Raw genomic sequence first — 17,730 nt, 5'->3', positions numbered from 1 at the left:
CGCGGGTCGCGGGTCGCGGGTCGCGCCGAGCGACTCAGGAAGCGCTGTGGTCGCGGTCTCTCTCCTGCTCACGAGCCGGCTCAGAACTGGCGGAATTTGATCGGTCCACATGGACGCGGAGCACGGCGTCGATGTGGTCCGCGCTCATCCGCTCCTCGGCCACGCTCGACGCGGCGATCATCAACTCGCCGTACAGGTCGATCTCGACGAGGGCCACATGGTCCGAGACCGACGACCCCTGACGCGCCACCATGTGTGTCACCTCCTCCGAGCCCGGGCCTGTCGGCCGCTCTGGTCGCCGCCGTGGTCGCCGGACTTCTCGCCGGCCGTGTCGCCAGCGTTCCAGCGTAGGGACAGGCACACACCGCGCACATGGCACGGATGGGTCATTTCCATGGGCCGAACCCGTTCGCGGAGCTAATTCTTCGGCGAATCGACCGTGCCCGCGTAGATATCCGCGGGCTTGGGAGGACGCAGGGCGACCGCCGCGCCAAATGCGTACAACTCGGTCGTGGAGACCACGTCCGTCTCCCGGCGTTGCCCACCGGCGGCGTTGGTCATGGTGAACCGGTGCCGGATCTTCCGCAACCGGCCCTGCGCGTCGAGGAAGGCGTCGAAGCGCACCGCGTCGGTGGCGAACCCCCGCGCCGCGGCCCGCAACACCCCCCGGGCGTACGGCTCCGCGGCCCGCGCCGCCGCGTCCAGGTCGGCGACGCCCCGGTAGTGCCGCAGCCCGCCGCGCGCCGGCTCCCCGCGCCCGACGACGCTCACCTGCCGGGCGCCGCGCAGGAGTTGGGCCGCCACCAGCGGGTCGGTCGCGCCCCCGGTGACCAGGTTGCCGTCCGCGACCCGGGTGCTGTCCACCCGCACCCAGCGGTCGTCGGGCACCCCCGCGCCCCGGTTGAACAGGAACAGCTCGGCGGGCGCGAGGAGTTCGGTGATCGGCTCGTGCTCGTCGTCGCCCACCGCGTCCTTCGGCAGACGCACCCGCAGCCGCCCCATCCGCTCGACGAAGTCGTAGCCGCCGCTGCCCTGGATGGCGACCCGGGTCGCGCCGGCGGCCGTCTCCACCGACGTACGCACCCGGGCGCTACCGGCCCGCGCGAGCGCCCCCGCGGCCTCGCGCAGCACCGCCGGCGCGGCACCCACCTCCCGCTCGGCGGGCTCGGCGGAACCGGTGGGGTCCGCCCCCGGGGCGCCGCTCGGGCCGCTGTCGATGTCCCACTCGTCGGCGACGCGCTCCTGGGCCAGCCCCTCGCCGGCCTCCTCGGGGTCGGCGCGCGACGAGCACCCGGCCGTGGCCACCAGCGTGACCACGAGGCCGCCCGCCACGACGGCGACCGCGCCACCACCGCACCTGTGCCGCCGCACCGACATCCGGACCGATCTCTGGACCCTCATCGACGTCCGACCCCCTGACCGTTGTCGAGCCCGTGTCCCGCGCGTCGCGCCGCGCCCCGCGTACCGCACCGGACACAGCGCGGGCCGGGCCGTCATGACGACGGTGAAATATATTCCGTTCAACGATCGCCCCTGAGGGCCGTCACGGCCGGGTAGCGTGGGTACGTGCTTGACTCGGGCTCCGACATACACGAGACGACCACCATCGAAACGGGCGCCTTCTGCCTCGCCCGCTGCTCTTGCGGCTGGTCAGGACCCGCGCGCAGAGCCCGCTCCCGGGCTCGTACCGACGCCGACGAACACCACGCGACACGGGCGGCACGACCCGTGCCCTCCGTCCCCGCTCCCCCACACACCGGTCGCTGACAGCGCATCGAGGCCGCCTCGGGCGCGCCGGCCAGCCGCGCGCGCCCCCTCTCGGCCACCCGGCCCCAGCTCAACCCTCTCCGCGGATCCCGCATACTTGGCCGAGAATGTCATGGCCATGCCCCATCGCACGTGTCCGCGACCGCCGCCACGGAACCGGCACCCGCCGTACGCCCTCTGCGTAGAGGAGACCCACATCGAGAGGGAGGGCAGGATGGACAGGCGCACACTGCTGGCAGCCGGCACCGGACTGGCCGTGACGGCCACGGGAGCCGTCGCGTGCGACGGCGAGGCCAGCCCGCCTGCCCCGAGCAGCGAGGGCGGCGCCCCACGAACCACCCCGCGCGAGGCCACCTCACCCGCCACCACCTCGGCCTCGGCCCGCGCCGGCAAGCCCCGAGCCGCCGACTGGACCGCGCTCGGCAAGGGGCTGCGCGGCGGCCTGATCCGCCCCTCCGACGCCGACTACGCCCAGGCCAGGCAGCTCTACAACACCCGCTTCGACCACCAACGCCCGGCCGCCATCGCGTACGTGGCCCACACCTCCGACATCGCCGAGTGCCTGGCCTTCGCCCGACGCCACGGCACCCCCCTCGCCATCCGCAGCGGCGGCCACAGCTACGCCGGCCACTCCGGCGGCACCGACCGGCTGGTCATCGACGTCTCCCGGCTGCGCTCCATACGCACCGGCGCCGGCACCGCGACCATAGGCGCCGGCGCCAAGCTCATCGACGTCTACACCAGCCTCGGCGCCCACGGCGTCACCATCCCCGCCGGCTCCTGCCCCACCGTCGGCATATCGGGCCTCACCCTCGGCGGCGGCCACGGCGTGGTCTCGCGCGCGTACGGGCTCACCTCCGACAGCCTCGTCGGCGCCACCGTCATCACCGCGGACGGCAGGACGGTGCAGACCGCCAAGGACCGGGAGGCCGAGCTGTTCTGGGCGCTGCGCGGCGCGGGAAGCGGCAACTTCGGCGTCGTGACCGAACTCCGCTTCCGCACCCACAAGGCGGCGGCCGGCGTCAGCGCGTACCTCACCTGGCCCTGGTCGAAGGCGGCGGCCGTACTCCGCGCCTGGCAGGCGTGGGGCCCGACGCAGCCCGACGAGATCTGGTCCGCGCTGCACCTCTCCGCCGCCCCCGGCCGCACCCCCACCGTCTCGCTCAGCGCGTTCTCCCTCGGCACCTACGGCGACCTGCAGAACGCCCTCGACCGCCTCGCCGACGCGGCCGGCGCCAGCGCGAAGAGCGTGAGCCTGCGCCGCCGCGGCTACCTGGACGCCATGCGCGTGTACGCCGGCTGCTCCACCCACTCCACCACCCAGTGCCACCTGTCCGGCACCACGCCGGGCCGCGAGGCGACGGGCGCGCTGCGCCGCGAGACCTACGGCGCCCGCTCCGACTTCTTCGACCGCTCCCTGAACCAGCAGGGCATCCGCGCCCTGCTCGACCAGGTGGAGCGGTACGGCCGGGGCACCGGCGGCGGCGCGGTCAGCGTCGCGCTCACCGCCCTTGGCGGCGCGGTCAACCGCGTCGCCTCGCTGGCCACCGCCTTCGTGCACCGCAGGTCGCGGATGCTGGCGCAGTACACCGCCTCGTGGCCGGCGGGCCGTTCGGGCGCCACGCAGACGGCCTGGCTGGACAGCGCCCACGCGGCCATGCGCCGACACGCCTCCGGCGCGGCCTACCAGAACTACGCCGACGCGGGCCTCAAGGACTGGCGCACGGCCTACTACGGCGCCGCCGCGAACCGGCTCACCGCCGCGAAGAAGCGCTACGACCCGAACCGCCTCTTCACCTTCGCGCAGGCGCTGTAGGGCGGGGCCCGCGCGCGGACGCTGTGGGACGGGGTCGATCAGCGGACCCGGTCAGCGGAGGTCGTCGGCGAGTCGGTCAGCGAGGCCGGACAGCGGGGGTCGTCGGCGGAGCCCGCGCGGGGCCCGCGCCCGCGGGTCGCCGCCGACCGGAGCCCACGAACAGCGCGAGGCCCGGCGCCCACGGGTCGTGTGGGGCCGGGCCGGGGCGTCCGCGTCGGGCAGGCGGGCCGTCAGGCCGCCAGGTCGCTGTCGTGCCGCTTGTCGGTGACCGGCGTCACGGCGGGGCCGCCCGGCCCGCGCTGGGTCACCGACCCGGCCGGCTCCACCGCCGGGCCGCCGGCGTTGGCCCTCACCAGCCAGCTCCCGCGCGAGTTGGCCACGGTCGTGGCCAACGGGGTCAGCAGCATCATCGCCAGCGGGGCGAGCAGCAGCGTCACGGCCGTGCCGAGCGCGAAGCCGCCGATCACGTCGGTCGGGTAGTGCACGCCCATGTAGATCCGGCAGAAGCCCGCGAACAACGCCACGGCCAGCGCGAAGACGCCGTACTTCCGGTTGACCATGAAGATGCCCACGGCGATCGCCGCGACCAGCGTGGAGTGGTCGCTCACGAACGAGTAGTCGCTCTTCCCCGCCACCAGCACCTCGAGCTCCTGCGGGTGGTCGACGAAGGGGCGGGGGCGCTTGACGAAGCCGCGGATCGGGATGTTGGCCAACAGCGCGATGCCGGCCGCGAGCGGCGCCCACGCCAGGCCGGCCACGGCGCTCGCCGCGTCGGAGCGCTTGCGCGCGCTCCACCAGGCGCCGAGCAGCAGCGCGAGCAGGCCGAAGACGACGCCGAACTCGCCGATGAACTCCATCAACCGGTCGCACCAGTGCGGCGCGTCCTCGGCCAGGCCGTTGATGTCGTAGAGCAGGCTGACATCCGGGTTCGACCCTTCCCTGACGTCTGCTGCCAGGGGGGACCCCAGTGTGAGTCCAGCCATCTGCCGCGGCCCCTTATCTCTTGCACGTCACGCCCGTCGCTGCAAGCAACCGGCCGCCCCCGCGGTCCTCAACCAAGTGTGCTGCTATTCCACTCGAAGAAAACGCCCGTGTGGGGCAACGCGTTCCACTCTCCACCCAACGATCACCAGGACGTTATCGAAGGGTGACCCATCGTCGCAGCTCAGAAAGACGGCATCACGGAGAGTTCCAGCCACGCTACACCTCGACGGACGCCGTTGATCGGCTTCCGCTCAGCGCGCCAGCCCCGTCAGTAGAAGGGGCCCGCGCCATCTCAGGCTTCGCCATCCCGGGGCCCGGGGAGCGCTTTTGCGCCATCTTTGGTGACCCGGGTCGCCCCGATGTAGTCCGGCGTATCGATCGGGTCGTAACGGATGACCGCCCCCGTGTACGGAGCATTGATCATCTTTCCGCCGCCGACGTAGATCCCCACGTGGTGAATGGAGCGCGGGTCCTGTAGGTCGTACGCGAAGAAGACCAGGTCACCCGGTTGCAGTTCGTCGCGGCTGGGGTGCGGACCGGCGTTCCACTGGTCGTTGGCCACGCGCGGCAGCTCGATGTCCACCGAGGCGTAGGCGGCCTTCGTCAGCCCGGAGCAGTCGAACCGCCCGCCGTCGGCCGCCGTCCCGTTGCCGCCCCACAGGTAGGGCTTGCCCAGTTGCCGCTGCGCGAAGTAGATCGCCGCCGCCGCCTGCCTGGACGCGGCGACGGGCCGCTTCGGCGCCGCGAAGCTCTTGGCGAGCGTGGTGATGCGCTGCACGTAGTTCTGGGTCTCGTTGTACGGCGGCACCCCGCGGTACTTGACCACCGCGTACGAGCCGGCGTTGTAGGAGGCCAGCATGTTGGCCGTGGGGTCGCCCGGCACGTCCTTCACGTACTTGGCCAACGCGCAGTCGTAGGCCGCCGCGGAGGGGATGGCGTCCGCGGGGTCCCAGATGTCACGGTCGCCGTCGCCGTCGCCGTCCACCCCGTACGCGGCCCAGGTGCCGGGGATGAACTGCGCCAGCCCGCGCGCGTTGGCCGGGCTCACGGCCTTGGGGTTCCAGCCGCTCTCCTGGTAGAGCTGCGCGGCGAGCAGCGCCGGGTTGATGGCCGGGCAGCGGTTCCCGTGCTTCCGCACGAGGTCCACGTACGCGGCCGGAACGGTGCCCTCCGCGAGCTGGACGTCACCGCTGGAGCCGCCGCTCGTGGCCCTGCTCGCGATCATGTACGTACCGAGAACGAGCAGCACGACGAAGGAAAAGGACAGCCCCATACTGATGCTGACACCGAGCCAGACCTTCTTACGCACCGGGCCATCCTCCCCCATCCGGCCCCCACCGGGCGCTCCACGGACGTGATGCGCACGGTACGACGACGGCCCCCGCCTTGGCGAGAGGGCACCTGACGCGCCCCGACGCACACCCCGGAGCACGGGCGGCCACGCGGCGCACGGACCCGGGCGGCGACGGTGCCCGGGACCGGGTGACGGACGGCGCGGACGGCCGGCGGGCGACCACCGCCCCAGTCCGCGCGACTACAGTCCAACGTGCGGCCACACACCGCGACACGGGGGCGCGGCGGGGCGGGAGGGCGACCTCACACCCCGTCACCACCCCGTCAGCACACGCGACAAGGACGACCACGCGATGGACATGAACCAGCTCGACTGGCAGCGCGCCGTACCGGAAGGTGAGGACCCGCCCGAGTTCCTCGAGGTGGCCGCGGGGCCCGACGGCCGCGTCTACCTCCGGGAGAGCCGCGACCGGGACCAGGTGGTCGTCACCACCCGGGCCAAGTGGGACGCGTTCATCAAGGGCGTCAAGGCGGGGGAGTTCGACGACTTCGTGGCATGAGGCGGACCATCGGATAGCCGGGAGCGCGAGCGGGTACACCCGTAGACGCACCAGGCGGAGGCCACCAACCGCCGCACGGGCCCGCGTTGACCGCGCCCCACCCGGGACGCTTCCTCCACAGGCCACCACACATCCATTGCTCACCGTAATCGCACGTGATACACAGAGTGACGAACACTCGTCGCACCGACATTCCATCAGGCCGCGTTTGTACGGTTTGACCGCAGGTCAGAGCGGTGAAGCCCAGATCCGATACGAGATCCGCCAAGAAATGCCGCCAAATCGACATGCGACAGTGGCAACTTCGGCGAAGATAGAGACTGACCCGTGCCGCACGGCAAGGCGGTACACAACTACCCATAAGGGGCGGTGAGTTCACATGTACTTGGCAGCCGAAAAAGGCGACATCACCACCATCATCGGCGGAATCGCCCCCGACTGGGGGCCTTTCGGGAGCTTGGGCAACGAAGCGCGCATCATGATCGAGGTCGTGATGGCCGTCTCCATCCTGCTGTGCCTCGGCATCGCGATCTGGGGCGCGGCCAAGCAGCGCATCGGCGCCACGGCCCTGCGCGACACGTTCAGCGCCGAGCAGGGCAAGGGACTGATCGTCGCGGGCCTGACCGGCGTCTTCATCATCGGCTCGCTCGGCACGCTCTTCACCATCGTGTACGGCATGGCCGTCTAGGCCGCCGGCTTCCGCCCCACGCGGACGCGCTGCCCGCCGTCCGCACCGCCGCGCGGCGTACGGGCCCTCACCCAGCCCGTACGCCGCGCGAGCCCACCCCGCCCCCACCCGCCCGACCGTTCCACGCATACGAGCCCCTCTGCTCGTCCCTCCCCTCCCACGAGGCCGCAAGCTGATGCCCACACCCCCAGGCCACTCGGACCGCCACCCGCGCTCCCCGCGGCCCGGGCGGGACAGGCGACAGCCACGTCGCGCCGTCGCCACTTCGACCTCCCGCCTCTCCCCCGGTCCCGCTGCTGAGGTTGTGTCAGCCTGATGTGCACTCACACCATCGCCCCCGCGCTCCGCCGCGCGCCGCTACCGTCGTACCTGGGCGCCGCGAGAGCGGCGGCGGACGAGAGGACGGCCGGCACGGCGGCACACGGACGGGCCGCCCTCCGCGGGGCGAGCGCGGCCGAGCCGCGGTGCGCCGCGGAGACCGAGGCCATGGGTGAAGGGGCGGGCGCGCGATGAGTCCCCACGGTGATGATCACTACGACTCGTACGGCGGCGACCACGGCCCCGCCGGCACCGACGGACGGCTGACCCGCACCCGGCTCCCGGACGGCGACGGCGACGCGTTCGGCACCGGCCGCCGCCCCCGCCCGACCACCAAGCCGAGCCGCAGCCTGCTCACCGTCGTGACCGTGGTCGTCCTCCTCATCGCGGCCATCGCCTTCGCGAACCGCGGCGGCGGCGACTCCGACGACGGCGACGGTGGCGGCTCGGGCGACGCCAAGGGCAACCAGGCCCAGTCCACCGCCCCCACCGGCGAACGCCCTGTCAAGGGCAAGGACACCACCACGGGCATCGCCACCGGCTTCCCCCGCACGGAACAGGGCGCCCAGAGCGCGGCGGCAAACTACGCGGTGGCTCTGGGGTCGGCGGAGATGTACAACCGCGAGCGGCGGCGGGAGATCGTGCCGCTCATCTTCGCGAGCAACGCTGTCGCACGCATGCAGTCCGAGCTGGACAGGGCCTACACGAAGGATTCGCTGGCCGAGCTCGGGCTCGACGAGAACGGCAAGGCCCCCAAGGGACAGACCTACGTCTCACGAACCGCGCCCGTCGGAACCAAGATCACCGAATACGCGAACACCACCGCCACGGTGGAGGTGTGGTGCACCGGCGCGTTCGGCACCGCGGGCGAGGGGTCGAAGACTCCAGTGGCCAACGACTGGTTCACCACGACCCTCAAACTGCGCTGGTCAAACAACGACTGGAAAGTCGACAGTTTCGCTCAGAAGAACGGCCCGGCACCGGTCAATGCCGACCGAACGGCGTCCACCGCTGAGGAAATCACCAAGGCGGTCGAGGAGTACGGAGGGTTCACGTATGCCCGGTAGCCCGCGCCGCCGCGCCTTCACCCTCGCCGGTGTGCTGGCCGGACTGCAAGCAGCAGCCGTCCTCCTGGCCACCCGGGTCGCCGCCGACCCCTCCCCCAGTCCGTCGGGCAGCCCGCCCAACTGTGACTTCCTGCATGGGCAGACGAAGGAGAACTGCGAGAAGGGGCAAGGAGGTGGCGGCTCGGGAGGGCCTCCGGACCCCACCGCCCCCATCGACCCCGCCGCCTCCCTCGCCCGGTCCTGCGCCAAGGCCGCCTCCTGGCTCGTCGGAAAGCTCTCCGACATGGTCAACGAGACGGCGGCCGTCGACTTCACCAACGAGACGTTCCTGCGCCAGTACGCGATCGTCTTCGCCGCCTCCACCGTGCTCACCCTCCTCCTGTGGCTGCTCGCCGTCGCCAAGCGGGCGATCCGTGGGGTGCCGTTCATCGAGGCGATCACCGAGGCCATCGGGTTCCTCTGGCTCACCGTGCTGGCCTCGGCCTTCACACCGCTGGTGCTCTACACCGTCGTCTCGGCCACCGACGCCGTCACGGAAGTGATCTCCACCGGGACGGGGGCCGACAACGACGCGTTCTTCGGCTCGTTCGCCGAGGCGCTCAAGAAGGACGAGGACATCGGCGGCGGGCCGATCATGCTCATCGTCGTGTCGCTGGTGACCATCCTCGCGGCCGGCGTGCTCTGCCTCGAACTCGTCATCCGCGCCGCCCTGCTCTACGTCGGCGCCCTGCTCGGCACCGCCGTCTACGCGGGCCTGGTCGACAAGAACATGTGGGGCCACGTCCGCCGCTGGGCCGGGCTCATGATCGCGGTCATCCTGGTCAAGCCGGTGATCGTCATCGTCCTTGGACTCGCCGGAGCGCTCTCAGGCGACGAGGGGCCCGACGCGTTCTCGGCCGTGGTCTCCGGCCTGTCGATCATCATCCTCGCCATCTTCGCGAGCGCGATGATCTACCGCTTCGTGCCCGGCTTCGGCGACGAGATCATCAACAGCCGCAACGCCAGCAGCGACGCCGCGTCGCGCCAAGCCGCGGCGATCGTCAGCTCCCCGGCCGCCCTGGTCAAGCAGGGCATGAACGCCCACAGCAACCGCGCCGTCGGCCCGCCCATCGGCGGCGATGGCGGCGGCTCGTCCCAGCCGCGCTCCGCCAACCCCGTCTCCGGCGGCGTCGCGGCCCACAGCGCGCGCGGCGGCGACTCCGGCGGGGGCGGCAACCGCGCGCCCGCCGCCCCCGCGCCCCGTACGCCGAACCGCAACACGAACAGCAACACCAGTAACACCAGCAACACCTCGGGAGGTGACCGGCGTTGACGATTGAGGCCCAGTCCCACCCCATCGCGCCCCGCCGTACGTATCTGATCGGTCGGGCGCGCCCGAACGCGATCGTCGGCAAGAACCGCGAGACGGGCGAGATCGCCCTGATCATCGCGGGCGGTTTCGTCGGCATGATGTGCGGTTTGCTCGTGCCCGTCCTGATGCTGCGCATCATCACCCTGGTGGGCTTCCCCGCGCTGGCCCTCGGCGCGGTCTACGTCCCGTACCGGGGCCGCACGTTCTACAAGTGGTTCGAGATCAACCGCTCCTACCGCCGCATCACCCGCCGCGGCGCCACCTACCGCTCGGCCGTCGCCGAGGCCGGCACCCGCCTCGACGGCCGGGAGGTCGAGGTGGGCCCGCCGCCCGGCATCGGGCACATCAACTGGCTCGCGGCGCCCTTCGGGCCCGACGAGATCGCCGTCCTGCTGCACGCGGACCGGCGCACCGTCACCGCCGCCATCGAGATCGAGGGCCCCGGCGTGGGCCTGCGCGACAGCGAGGACCAGGAGGCGCTGGTCGACCGGTTCGGCACGCTCCTCAAGCACGTGGCCAACGGCGACGGCTTCGTGACCCGCCTCCAGATGCTCGCCCGTACGCTCCCCGCCGACCCCGACGCGCACGCCAAGGACGTCGAGCGGCGCGGCGACGCGAACTCCCCGGAGTGGCTCAAGGACTCCTACGACCAGCTCCAGTCGATGGTCTCCACCTCCTCCGAGCAACACCGCGCCTACCTCGTCGCCTGCATGCACTACACCCGCGAGCTGTCCGCCGAGGCCCAGGCCATGGCCCGCGCCTCCCGGCACAGCGGCAAGCGCATCGACCGCGACGCGGGGCTCGCCGTCGTCATGGCCCGCGAGCTGACCGACATCTGCGCCCGGCTCGCCGAGGCCGACATCCGGGTCCGGCAGCCCCTCGGCCAGAGCCGGCTGGCCTCGCTCGTGCACTCGATGTACGACCCGGACCACCCCATCGACCACATCCAGGCCATGACCCAGCGCAACGCCTGGCCCGCCGAGCTCGACGCCATGGAGCCCACCTACCTCCAGGCCAAGACCCGCGAGTCCAGCACCCGCGCCCCCTGGTGCCACGCCACCGCCTGGGTCAAGGAGTGGCCGATGACGCCCGTCGGGGTGAACTTCCTCGCCCCGTTGCTGGTCCACACCCCCGACGTGATCCGCACGGTCGCGGTCTGCATGGACCTGGAGCCCACCGAGCTGGCCATCGAGCGGATGCTGACGGAGAAGACCAACGACGAGGCGGAGGCCAGCCGCCAGGCCAAGATGAACCGCACCGTCGACCCGCGGGACATCGCCGCCCACGGCCGCCTCGACCAGCGCGGCGACGACCTGGCCAGCGGCGCGGCCGGCGTCAACCTCGTCGGCTACATCACGGTCTCCTCCCGCTCGCCCGAGGCCCTCGCCCGCGACAAGCGCACCATCCGCGCCTCGGCCGGCAAGAGCTACCTCAAGCTGGAGTGGTGCGACCGCGAACACCACCGGGCCTTTGTGAACACCTTGCCGTTCGCCACCGGCATCCGACGATAGGGGCTGCGCCGTGGTCGATCCGATGGGCGTCATCACCGAGGCCTTCACCAGTTTCGTCTTCGGGAAGGTGGAGACGACCCGGCTGCCGGTCCGCACCTCCACCGGCCAGGCCCAGGCCGTCTACCTGCCCACCGCCGCGCCCGGCCTCGGCGACTCCGGCGTGATCATCGGTCGCGAGGTGTACTCCGGCAAGGGGTACATCTACGACCCGTTCCAGTTGTACGGACAGCAGTTGCCCGCCCCGCACTGGCTGGTGCTCGGCGAGTCCGGCAACGGCAAGTCCGCCCTGGAGAAGACGTACGTACTGCGCCAGTTGCGGTTCCGGGACCGGCAGGTGGTGGTCCTGGACGCGCAGGGCGAGGACGGCGTCGGCGAGTGGAACCTCATCGCCCAGCAGCTCGGCATCACGCCCATCCGCCTGGACCCGATGGCCGCCCTCGACGGCGGCATCCGGCTCAACCCGCTCGACCCGTCGATCACCACGACCGGCCAGCTCGCCCTGTTGCGCACCATCATCGAGGTCGCGATGGGCCACGGCCTCGACGAGCGCGCCGGCTTCGCGCTCAAGGTGGCGCACGCGTACGTCAACGAGACCGTCACCGACCGGCAGCCGGTGCTCACCGACATCGTCGAGCAACTGCGCCACCCGGAGCCGGACTCGGCCGAGTCGATGAATGTGGACCTGGACGACGTACGGGCCTGGGGCCTGGACGTCGCGCTGGTCCTGGACCGGCTGGTCGACGGTGACCTGCGCGGCATGTTCGACGGGCCGACCACGGTCGGCATCGACCTGGACTCGCCGCTGATCGTCTTCGACCTCTCGCACATCGACCGCAACTCCATCGCGATGCCGATCCTGATGGCGATCGTCGGCGTGTGGCTTGAGCACACCTGGATCAGGCCGGACCGCAAGAAGCGCATCTTCCTGGTCGAAGAGGCGTGGCACATCATCAACTCGCCCTTCGTCGCCCAACTCTTCCAGCGGCTGCTGAAGTTCGGCCGCCGGCTCGGCCTGTCCTTCGTCGCGGTCGTCCACCACCTGTCGGACGTGGTGGACGGCGCCGCCGCCCGCGAGGCGGCGGCCATCCTCAAGATGGCCTCGACCCGCACCATCTACGCCCAGAAGGCCGACGAGGCGCGCGCCACCGGCCGGGTGCTCGGCCTGCCGCGGTGGGCCGTGGAGATCATCCCCACCCTCACCCCCGGCATCGCCGTCTGGGACGTCAACGGAAACGTCCAGGTCGTCAAGCACCTGATCACCGAGGCCGAGCGCCCGCTGGTCTACACCGACCGCGCCATGACCGAGGACTCGCTGACCGCCGCGCTGGCCGCCGAGGCGGAGGCCGAGGCCCGCGCCGCCGAGGCCGTCGAGCAGCGGCTCGCCGAGGAGGGCCTCGCGGGCGAGGCCGACGGATACGACAGGTACGGCCCGTACGCGCCCTACGGCCCACCCGCGTCCGGCACGTCCGAGTCCACGGTGGCCTAGGCGATGGCGGACCCGAGGCGGGACCGCGCGCCGGAGCGCGGCATTCCGGACGGCTTGCTCATCGGGGCGCTGCTGTTCCTGATCGGGCTGGCGCTGCTGACCTGGACGGCCACCGGCCTGGCCGGGCTGCTCGCGCACGGGGCCTGGCCGGAGAACGTGTCGTTCATCCGCACGCCGCAGGCCGCTCGGCACCTGGTGCAGGACCCGGGGGACCTCGCTGCGGCCTGGCCGCACACCCCGGAGGAGGAGCTTTCGGGGTACGGGCTGTTCTGGGGCCTGTTCATCAGCGAGGTGCTCGTCCTGCTCGTCGTCACGGTCTTCGTGGTCGGCACGGTCGCCCGCTACCGCCTGATGCGGGCCCGCCGCGCCGCCGACCGTCGCCAGGCCGCCGAGGAACGGGCCCACGGCCCGCGCCCGCGACAGCCTCAGGACACCGCCCCGAGCACCCGCCCCGCGGGCCCCGTCGAGGCGGTCCCGGCCCCGGAGCCGTACGCCGCACCGGCCGCGCCCGCCACGCAGCCCGCCGCCATGCCCGACCCGCAGCCGCCCATCGATCCCGCGGCCTACTTCACGGCCATCTTCCCGAGCCCACAGCCGGCCCCCGCGCCAGCGCAGCCAGCCGCCCCCACGGCCCAGCCGGCTGGCGCCGGCGGCCACGCCCAAGAGGCCGCGCCTCAGCCGCTACCGGCCCAGGCCCCGGCTCCGACCCCTGGGAAGGCTCCCGAGACCGCTCCCCCGGCCCCCACAGCGTTCGAGACCCACGCCTCGTCCCCGTACGGCCCCGCCACGCCCGGTGGCGTGCCCGCGCAGCGGGACGGCGCCTGGCCGGGCGCCGAGCCCCCGTCGCGGGTCCGGTACGGGACGGCCGCCGAACGTCAGGACGCGGCCCTGCACGCGATCCTGGAGGCGGCCGGCCCGACGCTGGTCACCAGCAGCGACGCGACACTGTGGGCGGAGACGACGGGCACGCGGGCCAAGCTGGGCCCGGTGCACGTCTTCGACCCGAGCCACCTGTTGGACACGCCGGCCCGCCTGCGCTGGAATCCCGCCAGCGGCTGCGAGGCGCGGGAGGTCGCCGCGGCCCGCGCGGTGGCGCTGCTGGCCCCGGTCCGCCCGGCCTCGCTCATCGACTCGGCGACGGCGGACGCGGCGGAGACGCTGCTGCGCTGCTGGCTGCACGCGGCGGCGGTGGACGGCCGCCCGTTCCGCCAGGTGCACCGCTGGGCTCAGGGCCACTCGGCACACGAGCCGGTACGCGTCCTGCGGACGAACCCGAAGGCGACCAGCGGCATGGCCGGCGAGCTGGAGTCGACGCTCACCGCGCACCCCGAGCGCCGTGACATGGCCCAGGAGCTGACGGCCCGCGCCCTGGCGGCGCTGTCCTCGATCCACATCCGGGACGCGTGCAACGCCAGCCGCGCCGACGCCCTCGCGCTGGAGTCGTTCGTCAGCGAGGGCGGGACGCTGTACGTGGTGGGCGAGTCGCTGGAGAACCCGCGGACGCAACCGGGCGCGATGCCGCTGCTCACCGCGCTGGTCGCCAGCGTCGTCGAGCACGCCCAGCAGAAGGCCAAGCGCTCCCCCGGCGGCCGGCTGGACCCGCCGCTCACGCTGGTGCTGGACGACATCGCCGGCGTGGCGCCGTTCCCCGCGCTGCCCGAGCTGATGACGAGCGGCCCGGCACAGGGCCTACAGGCCCTGGCCCTGATGCGCTCCCCGGAGCAGGCACGGGCCCGCTGGCCGCGCACGCACGGCAGCCTGGTGGGCTGAGACCCGGTTCCACGGCTCGCCACCCACTCCGGGCTCGTGCTTCACCCGGCTTACGTTCGGTACAGGGCCAGCTCGTACTCGGTCTCCTCCGGCCGGTTCGGGTACGGCATGGTTCTTCCGGTCTCGGCGAATCCGAGCTTGGCGTAGAAGGCGCGGGCGCGTTCGTTCTGCTCGTGCACCCAGAGCCGTACGCGTTCGACGCGGAATTCGGGCAGTTCCCAGGACCATTCCAGGGCGGCGCGGAACAGTTCGCCGGCGAGCCCGGTGCCGCGGCACTCGGGCCGGGTGTAGACGCCGGCCAGGTGGGTCTGTGCCCGGTCCCGTTCGACCAGTACGACGGCCATGCCCGCGAACGGCTGCTCCGCGCCCGGACCGTCGCCACCGGTCTCGGCGACGAAGGTCTTCAGCTCCTCGCCGGCCTCACCCTGTTCGGCGCGCTTCTGCCAGAACGAGTCCGGCTCCTGGGCCGCCCGCTCGTACGTTTCCACGAAGGCGACCCGCGCCACCGGATCGGCGAGTGCGGCCATGCGCAGTTCCCTGAGACGAGGCCACTCGTCGCTCTTGATGCCCCTGACCACGTAGCTCATGACCACAGGATCGCAGTACGGAGCGGGCTTCTCCAGAACTTTTCCGGTAAACGCAGAAGAGCCTTGTGACGGATCGAAATCCGTCACAAGGCTCTTCTAAAAGGAGTTCGGCGGCGTCCTACTCTCCCACAGGGTCCCCCCTGCAGTACCATCGGCGCTGAAAGGCTTAGCTTCCGGGTTCGGAATGTAACCGGGCGTTTCCCTAACGCAATAACCACCGAAACACTATGAAACAAACAACCGGACATGACACAGTCGTTATTTCAGAACCAACACAGTGAACGCGAGCAACTGAGGACAAGCCCTCGGCCTATTAGTACCAGTCAACTCCACCCCTTACGAGGCTTCCATATCTGGCCTATCAACCCAGTCGTCTACTGGGAGCCTTACCCCATCAAGTGGGTGGGAGCCCTCATCTCGAAGCAGGCTTCCCGCTTAGATGCTTTCAGCGGTTATCCCTCCCGAACGTAGCCAACCAGCCATGCCCTTGGCAGGACAACTGGCACACCAGAGGTTCGTCCGTCCCGGTCCTCTCGTACTAGGGACAGCCCTTCTCAAGACTCCTACGCGCACAGCGGATAGGGACCGAACTGTCTCACGACGTTCTAAACCCAGCTCGCGTACCGCTTTAATGGGCGAACAGCCCAACCCTTGGGACCGACTCCAGCCCCAGGATGCGACGAGCCGACATCGAGGTGCCAAACCATCCCGTCGATATGGACTCTTGGGGAAGATCAGCCTGTTATCCCCGGGGTACCTTTTATCCGTTGAGCGACGGCGCTTCCACAAGCCACCGCCGGATCACTAGTCCCGACTTTCGTCCCTGCTCGACCCGTCAGTCTCACAGTCAAGCTCCCTTGTGCACTTACACTCAACACCTGATTGCCAACCAGGCTGAGGGAACCTTTGGGCGCCTCCGTTACCCTTTAGGAGGCAACCGCCCCAGTTAAACTACCCACCAGACACTGTCCCTGATCCGGATCACGGACCCAGGTTAGACATCCAGCACGACCAGAGTGGTATTTCAACAACGACTCCACACACACTGGCGTGCATGCTTCACAGTCTCCCACCTATCCTACACAAGCCGAACCGAACACCAATATCAAGCTATAGTAAAGGTCCCGGGGTCTTTCCGTCCTGCTGCGCGAAACGAGCATCTTTACTCGTAATGCAATTTCACCGGGCCTATGGTTGAGACAGTCGAGAAGTCGTTACGCCATTCGTGCAGGTCGGAACTTACCCGACAAGGAATTTCGCTACCTTAGGATGGTTATAGTTACCACCGCCGTTTACTGGCGCTTAAGTTCTCAGCTTCGCCAACTCGAAAGTCAGCTAACCGGTCCCCTTAACGTTCCAGCACCGGGCAGGCGTCAGTCCGTATACATCGCCTTACGGCTTCGCACGGACCTGTGTTTTTAGTAAACAGTCGCTTCTCGCTGGTCTCTGCGGCCACCCCCAGCTCAAGGCGCAAAGCCCATCACCGGAAATGGCCCCCCTTCTCCCGAAGTTACGGGGGCATTTTGCCGAGTTCCTTAACCATAGTTCACCCGAACGCCTCGGTATTCTCTACCTGACCACCTGAGTCGGTTTAGGGTACGGGCCGCCATGAAACTCGCTAGAGGCTTTTCTCGACAGCATAGGATCATCCACTTCACCACAATCGGCTCGGCATCAGGTCTCACCCTCATGTCATCCGGATTTACCTAGATGACGGGCTACACCCTTACCCCGGGACAACCACCGCCCGGGCTGGACTACCTTCCTGCGTCACCCCATCACTTACCTACTACCCCCTAGGGTCAGCGGCTCCACCACTTCCCTTTGCCCGAAGGCTCCAGGACGGCTTCACGGCCTTAGCATCAGAAGATTCAGTATTGGGCGCTTCAAAGCGGGTACCGGAATATCAACCGGTTGTCCATCGACTACGCCTGTCGGCCTCGCCTTAGGTCCCGACTTACCCTGGGCAGATCAGCTTGACCCAGGAACCCTTAGTCAATCGGCGCACACGTTTCCCACGTGTGAATCGCTACTCATGCCTGCATTCTCACTCGTGAACCATCCACAACTCGCTTACGCGGCTGCTTCACCCGGCACACGACGCTCCCCTACCCAACCCAACAGGCGTTAGCCCTCTATGCTGGATTGACACGACTTCGGCGGTACGCTTGAGCCCCGCTACATTGTCGGCGCGGAATCACTTGACCAGTGAGCTATTACGCACTCTTTCAAGGGTGGCTGCTTCTAAGCCAACCTCCTGGTTGTCTCTGCGACTCCACATCCTTTCCCACTTAGCGTACGCTTAGGGGCCTTAGTCGATGCTCTGGGCTGTTTCCCTCTCGACCATGGAGCTTATCCCCCACAGTCTCACTGCCGCGCTCTCACTTACCGGCATTCGGAGTTTGGCTAAGGTCAGTAACCCGGTAGGGCCCATCGCCTATCCAGTGCTCTACCTCCGGCAAGAAACACACGACGCTGCACCTAAATGCATTTCGGGGAGAACCAGCTATCACGGAGTTTGATTGGCCTTTC

The 17,730-nt window shown here is 70.0% G+C and carries 14 protein-coding genes and 2 rRNA genes (1 of these 16 cut by a window edge); 9 read left to right on the top strand and 7 right to left on the bottom strand.

The window, feature by feature from the left end:
* Positions 1 to 34: 34 nt before the first annotated feature.
* Both AC3CHW_RS19255 and AC3CHW_RS19250 read right to left on the bottom strand, forming a co-directional pair.
* Positions 35 to 253, bottom strand: a complete 219-nt coding sequence (locus AC3CHW_RS19255; RefSeq protein ID WP_398607709.1) for a hypothetical protein — start codon at positions 251 to 253, stop codon at positions 35 to 37.
* A gap of 164 nt (positions 254 to 417) precedes the next feature.
* Entirely contained in the window at positions 418 to 1,401 is a 984-nt protein-coding gene (locus tag AC3CHW_RS19250) for a hypothetical protein (protein WP_488467265.1), read from the bottom strand.
* Between the two features lie 165 nt (positions 1,402 to 1,566).
* Here AC3CHW_RS19250 and AC3CHW_RS19245 point away from each other — a divergent pair, with 165 nt between their 5' ends.
* Both AC3CHW_RS19245 and AC3CHW_RS19240 read left to right on the top strand, forming a co-directional pair.
* Positions 1,567 to 1,767, top strand: a complete 201-nt coding sequence (locus AC3CHW_RS19245; RefSeq protein WP_488467264.1) for a hypothetical protein — start codon at positions 1,567 to 1,569, stop codon at positions 1,765 to 1,767.
* Positions 1,768 to 1,981: 214 nt separating this feature from the next.
* Positions 1,982 to 3,583 (top strand): FAD-binding oxidoreductase, encoded by a 1,602-nt coding sequence (locus AC3CHW_RS19240; RefSeq protein ID WP_488467263.1) that lies wholly within the window; start codon positions 1,982 to 1,984, stop codon positions 3,581 to 3,583.
* Positions 3,584 to 3,813: 230 nt separating this feature from the next.
* On the opposite strand, the gene AC3CHW_RS19235 is transcribed toward AC3CHW_RS19240, so the two are convergent.
* Complete coding sequence (locus AC3CHW_RS19235; RefSeq protein WP_488467262.1) at positions 3,814 to 4,566, bottom strand: phosphatase PAP2 family protein; 753 nt, start codon at positions 4,564 to 4,566, stop codon at positions 3,814 to 3,816.
* Positions 4,567 to 4,859: 293 nt separating this feature from the next.
* Positions 4,860 to 5,840, bottom strand: coding sequence for a C40 family peptidase (locus tag AC3CHW_RS19230; protein WP_488471104.1), 981 nt, complete (start codon positions 5,838 to 5,840; stop codon positions 4,860 to 4,862).
* A gap of 373 nt (positions 5,841 to 6,213) precedes the next feature.
* Between AC3CHW_RS19230 and AC3CHW_RS19225 the strand changes: the two genes are divergently transcribed.
* The 7 genes from AC3CHW_RS19225 to AC3CHW_RS19195 all read left to right on the top strand — a co-directional run bounded on the left by AC3CHW_RS19225 (position 6,214) and on the right by AC3CHW_RS19195 (position 14,611).
* Entirely contained in the window at positions 6,214 to 6,420 is a 207-nt protein-coding gene (locus AC3CHW_RS19225; protein ID WP_308118161.1) for a DUF397 domain-containing protein, read from the top strand.
* 379 nt (positions 6,421 to 6,799) lie between these two features.
* Positions 6,800 to 7,108 carry a hypothetical protein gene (locus tag AC3CHW_RS19220; protein WP_176162433.1) on the top strand — a complete coding sequence of 103 codons (309 nt, stop codon included), beginning with the start codon at positions 6,800 to 6,802 and terminating at the stop codon, positions 7,106 to 7,108.
* A 509-nt stretch (positions 7,109 to 7,617) separates the two neighbouring features.
* Positions 7,618 to 8,493 (top strand): DUF8175 domain-containg protein, encoded by an 876-nt coding sequence (locus AC3CHW_RS19215; RefSeq protein ID WP_488467261.1) that lies wholly within the window; start codon positions 7,618 to 7,620, stop codon positions 8,491 to 8,493.
* Positions 8,483 to 9,805 (top strand): hypothetical protein, encoded by a 1,323-nt coding sequence (locus tag AC3CHW_RS19210; RefSeq protein ID WP_488467260.1) that lies wholly within the window; start codon positions 8,483 to 8,485, stop codon positions 9,803 to 9,805. Before AC3CHW_RS19215 ends, AC3CHW_RS19210 begins: the two co-directional genes overlap by 11 nt.
* Before the next feature lie 2 nt (positions 9,806 to 9,807).
* Positions 9,808 to 11,355: an SCO6880 family protein gene (locus tag AC3CHW_RS19205; protein WP_176166188.1), complete on the top strand. Its 1,548-nt coding sequence runs from the start codon at positions 9,808 to 9,810 to the stop codon at positions 11,353 to 11,355.
* A gap of 22 nt (positions 11,356 to 11,377) precedes the next feature.
* Positions 11,378 to 12,841, top strand: a complete 1,464-nt coding sequence (locus tag AC3CHW_RS19200) for an ATP-binding protein (RefSeq protein ID WP_398607745.1) — start codon at positions 11,378 to 11,380, stop codon at positions 12,839 to 12,841.
* 3 nt (positions 12,842 to 12,844) lie between these two features.
* Positions 12,845 to 14,611 (top strand): P-loop NTPase family protein, encoded by a 1,767-nt coding sequence (locus tag AC3CHW_RS19195; RefSeq protein WP_488467259.1) that lies wholly within the window; start codon positions 12,845 to 12,847, stop codon positions 14,609 to 14,611.
* Between the two features lie 50 nt (positions 14,612 to 14,661).
* Here AC3CHW_RS19195 and AC3CHW_RS19190 read toward each other — a convergent pair whose 3' ends face one another.
* The 3 genes from AC3CHW_RS19190 to AC3CHW_RS19180 all read right to left on the bottom strand — a co-directional run.
* Complete coding sequence (locus tag AC3CHW_RS19190; protein ID WP_488467258.1) at positions 14,662 to 15,198, bottom strand: GNAT family N-acetyltransferase; 537 nt, start codon at positions 15,196 to 15,198, stop codon at positions 14,662 to 14,664.
* Between the two features lie 105 nt (positions 15,199 to 15,303).
* A 5S ribosomal RNA gene (gene rrf, locus AC3CHW_RS19185) occupies positions 15,304 to 15,420 on the bottom strand.
* A 71-nt stretch (positions 15,421 to 15,491) separates the two neighbouring features.
* Positions 15,492 to 17,730 (bottom strand): 23S ribosomal RNA (locus AC3CHW_RS19180) (it continues 885 nt past the right edge of the window).

This window comes from Streptomyces sp. MGP-BFMKR1, from assembly GCF_057766585.1.
The sequence above is the reverse complement of the archived record's forward strand: the minus strand, read 5'-3'. Positions and strand labels throughout refer to the sequence as shown.

Coding starts and splice junctions, on each gene's coding strand:
- AC3CHW_RS19230 (WP_488471104.1), bottom strand. CDS start 5,840: ATGGGGCTGTCCTTTTCCTTCGTCGTGCTGCTCGTTCTCGGTACGTAC.
- AC3CHW_RS19200 (WP_398607745.1), top strand. CDS start 11,378: ATGGGCGTCATCACCGAGGCCTTCACCAGTTTCGTCTTCGGGAAGGTG.
- AC3CHW_RS19240 (WP_488467263.1), top strand. CDS start 1,982: ATGGACAGGCGCACACTGCTGGCAGCCGGCACCGGACTGGCCGTGACG.
- AC3CHW_RS19255 (WP_398607709.1), bottom strand. CDS start 253: ATGGTGGCGCGTCAGGGGTCGTCGGTCTCGGACCATGTGGCCCTCGTC.
- AC3CHW_RS19210 (WP_488467260.1), top strand. CDS start 8,483: ATGCCCGGTAGCCCGCGCCGCCGCGCCTTCACCCTCGCCGGTGTGCTG.
- AC3CHW_RS19195 (WP_488467259.1), top strand. CDS start 12,845: ATGGCGGACCCGAGGCGGGACCGCGCGCCGGAGCGCGGCATTCCGGAC.
- AC3CHW_RS19250 (WP_488467265.1), bottom strand. CDS start 1,401: ATGAGGGTCCAGAGATCGGTCCGGATGTCGGTGCGGCGGCACAGGTGC.
- AC3CHW_RS19220 (WP_176162433.1), top strand. CDS start 6,800: ATGTACTTGGCAGCCGAAAAAGGCGACATCACCACCATCATCGGCGGA.
- AC3CHW_RS19190 (WP_488467258.1), bottom strand. CDS start 15,198: ATGAGCTACGTGGTCAGGGGCATCAAGAGCGACGAGTGGCCTCGTCTC.
- AC3CHW_RS19225 (WP_308118161.1), top strand. CDS start 6,214: ATGGACATGAACCAGCTCGACTGGCAGCGCGCCGTACCGGAAGGTGAG.
- AC3CHW_RS19235 (WP_488467262.1), bottom strand. CDS start 4,566: ATGGCTGGACTCACACTGGGGTCCCCCCTGGCAGCAGACGTCAGGGAA.
- AC3CHW_RS19215 (WP_488467261.1), top strand. CDS start 7,618: ATGAGTCCCCACGGTGATGATCACTACGACTCGTACGGCGGCGACCAC.